The 11,829-nt window shown below is 59.8% G+C and carries 10 protein-coding genes; 6 read left to right on the top strand and 4 right to left on the bottom strand.

The annotated features are described in order from the left end of the window. Positions 1-452: 452 nt before the first annotated feature. Positions 453-1,193: an ABC transporter ATP-binding protein gene (locus tag AB5405_RS08720; RefSeq protein WP_117769450.1), complete on the bottom strand. Its 741-nt coding sequence runs from the start codon at positions 1,191-1,193 to the stop codon at positions 453-455. A gap of 5 nt (positions 1,194-1,198) precedes the next feature. Continuing rightward, a complete protein-coding gene (locus AB5405_RS08715; protein ID WP_368138212.1) occupies positions 1,199-3,421 on the bottom strand; it encodes a hypothetical protein in 2,223 nt (740 codons plus the stop codon). 552 nt (positions 3,422-3,973) lie between these two features. Here AB5405_RS08715 and AB5405_RS08710 point away from each other — a divergent pair. The 6 genes from AB5405_RS08710 (at position 3,974) to AB5405_RS08685 (ending at position 8,583) form a co-directional block, all read left to right on the top strand. Then, the gene (locus tag AB5405_RS08710; RefSeq protein ID WP_368138211.1) at positions 3,974-4,486 is read left to right on the top strand and encodes a hypothetical protein; all 513 of its coding nucleotides are present in this window, start codon (positions 3,974-3,976) and stop codon (positions 4,484-4,486) included. Between the two features lie 9 nt (positions 4,487-4,495). Further along, a complete protein-coding gene (locus AB5405_RS08705; protein ID WP_006235292.1) occupies positions 4,496-4,747 on the top strand; it encodes a helix-turn-helix domain-containing protein in 252 nt (83 codons plus the stop codon). Between the two features lie 18 nt (positions 4,748-4,765). Beyond that, positions 4,766-5,473: a site-specific integrase gene (locus AB5405_RS08700; RefSeq protein WP_255360342.1), complete on the top strand. Its 708-nt coding sequence runs from the start codon at positions 4,766-4,768 to the stop codon at positions 5,471-5,473. 396 nt (positions 5,474-5,869) lie between these two features. Then, positions 5,870-6,157: an ACT domain-containing protein gene (locus AB5405_RS08695; protein WP_006235289.1), complete on the top strand. Its 288-nt coding sequence runs from the start codon at positions 5,870-5,872 to the stop codon at positions 6,155-6,157. A 77-nt stretch (positions 6,158-6,234) separates the two neighbouring features. Then, positions 6,235-7,653 (top strand): citrate synthase, encoded by a 1,419-nt coding sequence (locus tag AB5405_RS08690; protein ID WP_368138210.1) that lies wholly within the window; start codon positions 6,235-6,237, stop codon positions 7,651-7,653. 87 nt (positions 7,654-7,740) lie between these two features. Further along, on the top strand, positions 7,741-8,583 hold the full coding sequence (locus tag AB5405_RS08685) for a Cof-type HAD-IIB family hydrolase (protein WP_368138209.1): 843 nt from the start codon (positions 7,741-7,743) through the stop codon (positions 8,581-8,583). A 107-nt stretch (positions 8,584-8,690) separates the two neighbouring features. Here the strand turns inward: AB5405_RS08685 and AB5405_RS08680 are convergent, their stop codons facing one another. Together AB5405_RS08680 and AB5405_RS08675 are read right to left on the bottom strand one after the other, a co-directional pair. Then, complete coding sequence (locus AB5405_RS08680; protein ID WP_006235286.1) at positions 8,691-9,485, bottom strand: Cof-type HAD-IIB family hydrolase; 795 nt, start codon at positions 9,483-9,485, stop codon at positions 8,691-8,693. Positions 9,486-9,691: 206 nt separating this feature from the next. Beyond that, positions 9,692-11,512, bottom strand: coding sequence for an adenine deaminase (locus AB5405_RS08675; protein WP_368138208.1), 1,821 nt, complete (start codon positions 11,510-11,512; stop codon positions 9,692-9,694). Positions 11,513-11,829: the final 317 nt, after the last annotated feature.

Genomic DNA, 11,829 nt, shown 5'->3' with positions numbered 1-11,829 from the left:
TAGTAGCTCTCGGCAGAGTCGAGAAAGGCGGCGTCGGTTTGAGCGGCGAGGGCGGCGTTCGCGTATCTTGCAAGCTCCGCGTCATCTTGCTGCTCTGGCGATAGGTCTGTGCCGCTGGCCTGGGGCGCGCGCGTATTGAATGCGTCGACAAAGCCCTGCATGCCCTGTTTCATAAAGAAGGGCCCGTAGATGGGTGAATTGAACGCAATGGGGACGGAAAAGGCTGCAGCGAGAACGAGCGTACAAATCCATACGGCCTTGTCTCTTAGGATCAGTTTGAGAAGAAGTCGACAGCACATTTAGAAGCACCTACATTTCTCAAAGCATCGTTAGATTAATAATGACAGACCGAATGAAGATGCGTGCGACGGGGGCGAGGCGAATGGCTGAGCGGTATCGATATGCGGGTTCAACGGTATCACATTGGCCACATAGATTTTTAACTTGCATTTCTACCCGCCCTTTTCGTAGAGTCGCCGATACGTGCTTAGCGCACCCTCGGCGCGTCCGGCAGGCTTTGCGAAATGGGATCCAGGAGACTTCGGCGCAGCATCATCTTGCGGAATGCTTCTAATGAGCCTCCCATCCTTCAAAAACAGAATCTCATCGCACAGCCTATCGACCGAATCCAAGATGTGGGATGACATGATGATGCACGTACCAGAATCGGCCAGCTTCCTGAGAATCTCGGAATGCAAGTCCACCCTGCTGGGGTCGAGCGCGTTCATGGGCTCATCTAATAGAAGGTACCGCGCGCCCGTCGCATACGCAATCGCCAGGGTAAGCTGCTGCTTCATGCCCTGGCTCAGAGTGCGGATCCTCATCTTCGCGAACTCGCCTATCTGCGTTTGTTCCACTATCTCTTCGATATCGCGAGCATGCGGCCACATATCGCAAACCATCTTGAGGTGATCTTCCGCACGCAATCCGGGATACAACAGCGTCCCCTCACCAGGTGCATAGAAGATCATAGAACGGACCTCTCTCGCACCCGTACCCTGCACCTCATCCAGAACGATGCTCCCGTCCACGCGAGGACCCGGCAAACCTGCCATCGCACGCAGCAACGTCGTCTTTCCATGCCCGTTCGGAGCGACGAGACCGTAGACCGTACCCGGGGCAAACTCAGCGTTCACCGAATCTACGAGCACCTTCTTTCCATAAGAGATCGTCAGCGTTTGAAGGTCAATCATCGAGATCATCCCCTTTCGATCTTTGGAACACTCAGGCGCACCATCAACGGAGATACGGCGCCCAAGACCACCAGCAGAGCGCCCGATGCGCCGACGACCTCTCCAAAAGGCATCGCGTTCGTCCCTCGCCCAAGGAACCCAATCGTCCCCACCTGGGAAGCGGAATCAAACGAGGCGAATGGAGCCAGCAGCGCGACGCCCATGCCCACGCTTTCAACATGAGCGCTCAACGAACCCAACACCAAGAGAACCGCGCAAACCATTCCGGTGACAACGGGGTTGCGGCTAATCGCCGCTGTCAACGCAGCGACGACGGAAATCACGCCGTATGCCATGACCAGCAACGGAATACTGCACAACACCGCCTCCCCCACCGTGGACGTTGTCGAAGCTCCCGCCCGAATGAGAGCGACGGGATACTCCGATCCACCCGCACCGTTCTTAATCACGGACACAACGACAGCGGGAACCATCGACACCAAAAGCAGCACCAAGCCAAGCAGGAGAGCCAGCGCAACAGCCGTCAGAAAACGCACATGCGCTGTTGCGGGGATCTGGAGAACCAGAAGGGAACGACACTGCAGGTGGGTGCACGCGAGCGATGTGACAACCACGGGCAACAGCAAAAATAAGGAGGGAAGCGCTGCCTGGAGATACGAAAGGAGGATTAATGGGGGCATCTTCGTACTTAACTCGTAAACCTTGGGGTCCGGCAAGCTCGCGATCGACTCAAGCAGAAGGGCGCGCGCCTCCGCACGAGAAGGAGTCTCCGGCTCGATTCCGATCGATTGCAGGAGAGTCGCATCTGCCGCGCCCAGCTCACCTCGAGCGCGCTCGTACGTCGCAAGGCTTCGAAACCCCTCCGCAGGCATAGGCGCGTACACGAAACCCGAAAGAGCATCCCGCATGTCTTCCAGGGCCGCTTTGCCCTCGACGTCCATATTCGCAGCGTTCTGCTCTAGATACCGATCTATTGAACGGAGCTCCCCATCCCTATACCGAACAGCGGAAACGTTATCAGCGTCAGGAAACATCTCGACCAGAGCCGGGGCCAGCATCGTCGTCGACATTGCAATCGCGCATACGGCGAGGGTAGGAGAACGCAGGAGCAGTTTCCCCATCGTTCTTACGTATGCAACGGCGGAGGCACAAGCGCTCGAACGAGTTGCCGTTCTCGATGCAGTGAAGGAACCTCTCTCAAGACAAATCGGGGATATCGGGCACGCGCAGCCGCTCTTTCCAGCAACGCAAAGCAGGCTAATTGCCAGCACCTCGATCCCGATTGCGCATACGAGGGCAATCGCGCCACGCTCGAAGCAAAGTCCAGGCAGATTCACTATCTGCGTTGTCGGGTACGGGCTATAGACGCCGACGGTCAACTCAGTGTTCGCATACGTAAGGGGATTCAACAGGGCGAACTCACGTAAAGCGATGGATCTTCCGTAATACCCGGGAACCATCGTCACCCCCATCAGGGCACATACGAACACGATTCCAAGCGTAGGGTTATTGGCAATCTTCACGGCAAGGTGAACGACAAGCGAGATGAACGCTGCCACCAAGAATTGCAAGATGGCCGTCTGCGCGAACACCAGCCAAGCCGGTTTGATAACCGGAGTCGCATATTGAATGTAGCCTATCGGATAGAACGGCGAGCCCGGGCCATTCTTCACAAGCGCGGCGATTATCCCTGGAAGATTGATGGCGAGGACGGCAAGCATTGCAAAAACACTCGCCCATACGCTCGATGCAACAAGTCTACCCAGCTCGCCCATCGGTGCCTGGATGATGAGCTTTTCACGTTTGTTAAGACGCGCGGCAAGGAACGCGACGGCAACGGCCGTTGCGACCCATAGCAAGTACTCCTTCGATCCGTCATAATAGGTGTACTCTCCATCCGATATCTGCAGAAACGGAAGTAGGGGAGAGAGCGGTGCCAAGATAAGACGTCCCGCGGCAAGAGGGTACAGAAGCGCGGGCATGCTTGATGAAGAGGTATAGACACCGTCCTCCCCCGCATTCACAAGCGCATCCGCATAGGATGCTGACAATTCCTGCTCAACACGGGTTATTCCCGACTCGAGGTATTCGACCCGTCCGTCGATGCCAGCCGCGCTCCTGAAGACGGGCAGAGCACAAAGAACCATCAACGCAACAACGACAACACAGAGCGACCTGGAGGAGAGAAGCGACCTAAAGATCGCCTTCGAGATTTTGAGCATATTCATCGCCAACCTTAACCTCATCCAGTCGGAACAGAGGGGCCGAACAAAATGCTCGGCCCTTCCTCGCATCTAGTAGGTGCTATAGACAAATTGCCATTTATCAGTTGTGCCAAGAACACCACAGGAGCACATTGCAGCGGGGCGGGATTCCCTATGATGCGCGGATCGGCGATAGCCATTTCGGTAGGAGATCGTCTTGTAAGAGATGTTGAACATCGAGATGCTGTGCCCGCTTACGCCGCGAGGACAGCTGTAGCTCCAGTAGGTATCGACGACGTCGTCCGTATACCCGAGGGGCTCAACGAGGGCACACTGGCTGCTCTCCTGGGAAGGAGGCATCGGGGTATCCGCAAAAGCGGGGGCTCCCGGCAGCAACAGGCAAAGAGCGAGGCCGAGGAAAACCAAGAGCTTACACGACTGAACAGTACTGAACATAATCCTCTCCAATCTAGAGGGATTTCGGTTGCAGCATGCTGTGATTACTTGCCGGCAAAGTCAATTTAACATAAACTGTTAAAAAGTAACCTGAGTTTTTTAAATTCTTCGGAGGTTATTATGAGTTCCGACAATCGCACTCTCCGGCTTCATTCCTTCCGCATCGCATGTGCGATAGCCTCTGCGACCCTTTGCGCCACCGCCATCGCACAAGTGGCGTTCTCCTTAAAGCCAGCAATCGAAGTGCTCGACAACCCTGTAATTGCAGACTCCCCCGCGTATCCAGCCCTTGCGATCTCGACATTGGTCCCTGCCGTCATCGGTATCGCTACGACCATCCTCAGCGCCGTTCTCGTGTGGACGATCAAGAGCGGAGACCCCTTCAAGAAAGGGTCTGCGACATGCTTGAAGGTGCTCGGCATTCTCTTCGTTGTTCAAGCTGCCACCAGCCTCTACGCCGGCTCACTCAAAACCTCCGTTTCGATGTTTGGCGGCGAGGGGGCCGTCGGCGCCCAAGAGATCGCTTCATCATTCGATTGGACCTCTCTGGTTCTCGGCATCGTCCTGTTCATGCTTTCCCAGCTCTTCTTGTACGCCCGAGAGCTGTACCTCGACTCCGACGAGATTGCGTAAGGAAACGCCATGCCCGTAATTGTTCGCCTCGACAAGATCATGGCCGAGCGAAAGATTTCCTCGAACGAACTTGCCGAAAGGATTGGAACCACGCCCGTGAACCTGTCCCGTATTAAAAAAGGGCATATTCGCGGCATTCGCTTCAACACACTCGAGCAGCTATGCCTCGCCCTTCGTTGCCAACCCGGAGACCTTCTCGAAGTCATGAGCGAAGAGGATGCCCGAAAGGAGTTCGGACTCGATTGGTCCGCCGAGGATTAGAGGGCGGTCGTACTCGCCCTGCACACGGGGATGCGAATCGGCGAGGTCTGCGGCCTTCGGTGGTGCGATGTGGATTTCGAGACGGGCCTGATCTCGATCAGACACTCGGTGGCGTACGCGAAGGGAATGGGTTCGTTCATCAAGGACACCAAGACCCATGACGCCAGGGGTATCCCCATCGACCCGGTCGGCCTACTCCCCTTCCTGAAGGAGACCCACGAGATCGACTGCGGAAAGCTGCGCTTGCGCGGCCTTACCGGGGCGGTCGAGATCGGGGACTGCTACATCCTGTCGGAGCCGGGCGCGACCTTCGCGACGACAAGCTATATCCGCAGGGCGTTCAAGACGTTCTCGGAGACCAACGGCCTCATGGGCACCAACGACGAGCTGATCACGTTCCACGGCCTTCGCCACACGTTCGCAACGCAGTGGATCCGCCAAGGCGGCGATATCAAGGCGCTCCAATCGATCCTCGGCCACAAGGACGCCATGGCGACGCTCAACGTCTACGCCGACATCGAGCCCATCTCCAAAATCCATAACATGCTGCGCGCCACGCCGTGCCTTTGGCGCGGGCACCTCGGGCCGAGGGTCGATCCGGGTCCCATGTTCCAACAGAGGATCCAGGAGTCCATCGAGACGCTCCAGGCGTTCGGCTACGGCATCACCGAGCCGGACGACCGAAATATCGCCATACGCGACGTGAAGACGAACAGTTGGCTCTAACTCACCGAGTACGCGGCAGTGCTGGGCCCATCCCAACTGAGGTCACGGTGGTCCGATAGGGGCGCCGCCCGCGGCATGCGCCGCGGAGCGGTATCCCCTACCGAAGGGCGGGGATGCCCTTCGCTTCCAGTTCGGAATCAGCCGTCGGAGGCGTTCGGCTGACTGCGGGAACGGCCTGTCCGCTCAATGTGTTCGGCTGAGATCGGAAATCAACCCAACACGAGCCGGACACGCGCCAGACGGCTCTTCCCCGTACGGCCTTCCCCCTTACGCTCATGTTGCAGGCATGTAACGCCGCAGCGAGCGCGCCTTTTTTGCGCCAGACAGGTACAATGATGAACACTGTACCGTAGCGGAGCGCCCCGCGCGCGCCGCAATCACGCGAAAGGGTTTCCCATGGCCGAGATCTCGTCCTCCCGTATCGTCATCACCGTCCTTGGCAAGAACCGCCCCGGCATCGTCGCCGGCGTCACCCGTGTCCTAGGCGAGGCCAACGTCGACATCCGCGACATCACGCAGTCCATTATCGAGGACATCTTCACCATGACCATGCTGGCCGATACCGCCGAGTCCAAGCTCGACTTCGCCGAGCTGCAGAAGGCGCTGGCCGAGGCCGGCGAGCTTTCGGGCGTCAACGTGTCCATCCAGCGCGAGGACGTCTTCAACTTTATGTACCGCCTGTAGCGAGCAAGCCGCTGGGGATAGCCTGACGCGCGCATGCCCATGCAAGTCACCCCGATGCGGCCCGGAGAGGAGCGCGCATGGCCTACGACGCCAAGAAAATCTATTACCGCTTCGATGACCACTTGAGCCGCCTGGTTCTGGATTACGAAGCAAGCCGCCAGATTTCGCCCGAGAGCGAAAGCCTCTACCACGGCCTGCCGACCGACCCTTATGACGAGGGCCTGTTTGTCGAGCACAATGTCAAGCGCGGCCTGCGCAATGCCGACGGCTCGGGCGTGGTCGCGGGCCTTACCCGCATCTCGGACGTGCACGGCTACAACAAGGTCGACGGAAAGGTCGTGCCCGATCAGGGCAAGCTCACGCTTCGCGGCTACAGCATCGAGGATCTGGTCAACAATGCCCAGGCCGAGAATCGCTACGGCTACGAGGAAGTCGCCTATCTGCTTATCACGGGTTCGCTGCCCAACAAGGAAGAGCTCGACGGCTTCTGCGAGCGCCTAGGTGCCTTTAGACATCTGAGCGACGAGTACGTCAAAGAGTTCCCCATGACCACGGTGTCGTCGAGCATCATGAATGTGCTTCAGCGCGCCGTGCTGCTGCTCTACGCCTTCGACGCCGAGCCCGACGCCATTACGCCCGAGCACGAAATCGACGTCGCCATCTCCATGCTCGCCCGTCTCCCCCGCATCGCCGCCTTCGCGCATATGGCCTCGGTCGCCAAGCGCCGCGGCTCCGAGGTTCATGTACCGCACCCCACACCCGGTCTCTCCACCGCCGAGACCATCCTGCAGGTGTTGCGCGGCGGCATGGCATTCACCCGCGACGAAGCCATGCTGCTCGACGTGATGCTCATGCTGCATGCCGAGCACGGCGGCGGCAACAACTCCACCTTCGCTTGCCGCGTGCTGTCCTCCTCGGCCACCGACCCGTATTCCGCCTACGCCGCGGCTATCGGCTCGCTCAAGGGCCCGCGCCACGGCGGCGCCAATGCCAAGGTCGTGTCTATGCACGAGGACATCCGCGCGCATGTCTCCAACTGGGAGGACGAGGACGAGGTCGCGGCCTACCTGGGCAAGATCCTCGACAAGCAGGCCTTCGACGGCACGGGTCTCATCTACGGTATGGGCCACGCCGTCTACACGCTGAGCGACCCGCGTGCCGAGGTGTGCCGTCGTTACGCGCGCACGCTTGCAGCCAAGAAGGACTTGGGCGAAGAGTTCGCACTCATCGAGCGCATCGAGCGCCTGGCACCGCAGGTGATGCGCGACCACGGCATGACCAAGCCTATCTGCGCCAACATCGACCTGTACACAGGCTTTATCTACAAGATGCTCGGCGTGCCCGAGACGCTTTTTACGCCGCTTTTCGCCGTCGCCCGCATGGCCGGCTGGTCGGCACACCGCATGGAAGAGCTCTTCTGCGCGCATCGCATCATCCGCCCGGCATACCGTCCGGTGATCGAGCCGCTGGAATACAAGCCGCTCGCCGACCGCTAGGACGCGGACCGTTATAGAACCCGAGCGTGGCCAGGGCATCACCGCCCTCGGCCACGCTTTTTATGCCAGCAGAAAGGGCTGCATCAAATGATTGTGTTTTCCGATATGGATGGAACGCTGTTGACGAGCGATAAGCAGATGAGCGATGCCACCTGGGCGATGCTCGACGAGCTCGCTCGACGCGGGATTGAATTTGTGCCCTGCACGGGACGTCCGCTGTCGGGCATCTTTGAGCCCATCCTCGCCCATCCCGCCGTGCACTATGCCGTCTGCGCCAATGGCGCCAGCGTCTGGCAGCTCAACGACGATGTGCCCACCGACGCCTCGCGCGCCACGCGCATCTTGAGCCGACCGCTCGATTGCGGCATTGCCCATCGCATCCGCCGCATCGCCGCCGGCCACGATGTGACCTTCGATATCTTCGCGGACGGGCAGTGCTTCCTCCCCCGCTCGCTCTACACGCGCCTGGATGAGTTCTGCGGCGGCGACCCCCACATCGCAGCTTCGCTCAAGCGCACACGAACACCGATCGACATGGATATCGACAGCAAGATCGACGAGGTCGAGACGCTCGAACGCATCGCCATGTACTGGCACGACCCGGCCGATCGCGACGCCATCGCGGCGGAGCTCGACACGCTCGGAGGCATTGAGGTCACGCGTTCGTACGCCATGAATATCGAGGTCATGGGCGAGGGCGCCACCAAGGGAACGGCCCTCACGTGGCTATGCGAGCACCTGGGCGAGCGTCTCGCCGACGCCTGGGCGTTCGGTGACAACATCAACGACATCCCCATGCTGCAGGCAGCGGGCCATGGCATGGCCATGATCAACGCCGAGCCCGAAGATCGCGAGGCCGCCGACGCCATCACCGAATACGACAACGACCACGACGGCGTCGCCCGCACCATCATGGACGCCCTCGCCTAGTCATTGGGGACGTTCTTAAACGACTAGTCACTGGGGACACTCTTCGCAAAAAGCCGCAAGGACTGTCCCCCACTGTCGGCAGAAAAGGAACGTCCCCATCTGCCGGATTAGGAGAGACTCTCCAGCACGCGACGGAGCTCCTGCTGGACGGCGTGGTCGCGGTTACAACCCACCACACGATCGGCCACCGCCTTGAGCGCGGGGCGCGCGTTTTCCATCGCGCAGCCCGTGCCGACAAAGCGAATGATCTCGTAGTCGTTCATCGAGTCGCCAAACGCCATGACCTCGTCGCGTCCAATGCCGTAATGCTCCGCGAGCTGCGCGATACCCGAGGCCTTCGACACACCAGGCTGCATGGCATCGATCCACGCGTTGCCCGAAGGCGCAAAAGTAAAGAGCTGACCAAGTTCGCGCTGTAGCACGTACGCGCTGTCCATAACCGCACTGTCGTCGCAAAAGATACTCGCTTTGATGATATTTACGCTGGGATCGGGCAGCTCCCAAATGCGCTCGGCATTGGGAAGGTCCTTATCGACCTCACGCACGAACTTGCACTCGTCATCGAGCAGGAAGGACTTGGTTCGGTCAAAGAGCGCAAGATGCAGATTGGGAAACGTCCTGACGGCTTGGGCGAGCCTTCGAATCGCCAGGTGGGAATACACCTCACGGTCTACCATCTTACCGTCGGCGTAGACCTGAGCGCCGTTAGCGGCGACAAAGTCCATCTTGTCGCGAACGGGCGCAAAGAACTCGCACAGGCGATCGTAGCGACGACCTGACGATGCAGCGAAATGCACACCATGCTCGTGTAGCGCCAGAATCAGTTCGTAGGTCTCGGGAGGCACCTGGCCGTTTTCGTCAAGCAGTGTGCCGTCCATATCGGATGCAATCAGTTTAAACATAGAAAAGCTCCCTTCGGGCTTGTTGGAATCGAACGTGTATCCGATTCCAACGTACCCAAAGGGAGCTCAAATAAGACTCCGCGGGCGTAAACGTTACAAGGACCTGGCAAATAGCTCACACATGCCAGAGGCCCCACGGTCGCGACGTCAGGCGGCCCGCCAAAGAATGTCCCCAACGACTAGTCGTTTAAGAACGTCCCCGATGACTAGTCGGCGAAGGTGAAGGTTGTAACGTCGAACATGCCCTCGGGGCGAATGCGGAGCGTCGGGATGACCGGCAGGGGCAGGAAGATGATGCCCATGATGGGGTCGAGCGGCGGCTCAATACCCATGGCGCGCGCCTTGACCATAAAGTCGTCGTGCTGTGCGGCAACGTCCTCTGCCGTGCCTTCGCTCATAAGACCACCGAGCGCCAGCGGAATGCGCGCCACGACCTCGCCGTTGCGCACCAGTACGTGACCGCCCTGGCCCACGGCCTCAACGGCAGCCATCATATCCGCCGCATTGTCGCCCACCACGCACACGTTGTGTGAGTCGTGGCCGATCGTGGAGGCAATGGCGCCACCCGTGATGGTGAAACCGCGCACCCAGCCGCGACCGATATGCTTGCCGACCAGGCCCAGGCCAGCGGGGCCGTCGCCATCGGCGCCCTCGGCCTGCAGCGACACGCCGCGGCCATGGCGCTCAATCAGCATAATGCGGCGCAAGTCCTCGGCGCTCTCGGGGCGGGCCATACCCGTGATAGCCATACCCGGGATAACATCGATAACGGCCTCGCCCGGCTTAAAGGCATAATCGAACACGTCAAGCGAAAGCTTCGGCAGCTTAACGGAAGCACGCAGCTCATCGGCAAGCGCTGCGACCTCGGCCGTCTCGGGTGCGACCTCGCCCACAAAGGTGCCATCCTGCGCCACCAGGGCACCGGCGGCATAAACACGATGCGGAGCCTTGGCAAACGTCAGGTCATCGAGCAGCAGCAGGTCGGCGCGCTTGCCCGGGGCGATTGCACCGCGTAGCTCGTGCGGGTCGCGGCAGCCGTGATCTAGCCCAAACGCCTCAGCCGTGGAAAGGGACGCCATAGAGATGGCGACCACCGGGTCGACGCCGGCCTCGATGGCCACGCGGCAGGCGTTGTCGATCATGCCGGTCGAAAGCGCGTCGGAGGGAGCGCGGTCGTCGGTCGCAAAGCAGCAGCGGCGGGCGCGGGCGGGGTTTTCCAGCAGCATCGGGGACAAATTGGCCAGATCGTGGCTGCACGTGCCCTCACGCAGCATCACATACATGCCGCGGGACAGTTTATCGAGCGCCTCCTCGGGAATCGTCGACTCGTGGTCGGCGATAATACCCGCCGCGGCATAGGCGTTGAGGTCCTTGCCGGCAACGAGCGGCGCGTGGCCGTCAACCTGCTTGGACGGCGTCTGGTTGGCAGCATCGATGCGAGCGCAAGTCTCGGGGTCGGCCATAAAGACGCCCGGCAGGTTCATCATTTCGCCCAGACCAAAGACATCGCCTGGATGCTCGGCAAAAAACGCCTGCATATCGGCAGCAGAAATAACGGCACCGGCCTGCTCGTCGGGCAGCGCGGGCACGCACGAAGGCATCATGTATTTGATGGAGATGGGTGCGCGGCGGCCGTCCTCAATCATAAAGCGCAGGCCGTCCAGGCCCGCCACATTAGCAATCTCGTGGCTGTCGGCAATGGCGGTGGTAGTACCGCGCGTCGCGGCCATGCGAGCATACTCGGCGGGACGGATGTTCGAAGACTCGATATGCAGATGCCCGTCAATAAAACCGGGAGCGAGATAGCGACCCTGGCAGTCGATGACCTCAGTTGCCTCATAGGTGCCAGCGGCATCGTCGCGACCATCGTAGAGCACGCCGACGATCACACCGTCCTTGACGGCAACGCTACCGGGCGCCACGCGCTGGCCATACACGTCGACGATCTGTGCATTGGTAAACAGCGTGTCGACGGGCACGCGGCCCTCGGCGGCCTCGATCACAGTCCTCATGACCTCAACGGACATACATACTCCTTTAACCGTAGAAAAAAGCTGCGGAGCGGACAAGCCTTCACCGCAGCATGCTCATAGCCATTGTATGCCCAAACGATGGGTCAACAATACGCCTCTCCGCTTAACGGCACACGCCACTTGGTGCAATGGGGACTGCCGCTGAGCACCAATGACTACTCGACGACTACTAACTGCCGTCCCGACAACAAAAACGCCGATGTTTTGGCATCGCCAGCGAGCGAGTCGCATTTGAGACAAGGTGACGTGAAACGAAAAGGCGCTGACCTTCTGGTCGCGCCCTTGAAGTTGAACGTCAGATTGTCCAAATG

This window comes from Collinsella aerofaciens (genome assembly GCF_040920445.1).
GTDB lineage: Bacteria > Actinomycetota > Coriobacteriia > Coriobacteriales > Coriobacteriaceae > Collinsella > Collinsella aerofaciens_BH.
Note: the sequence above shows the minus strand (reverse complement) of the source record. Positions and strands in the feature narration are given on the sequence as shown.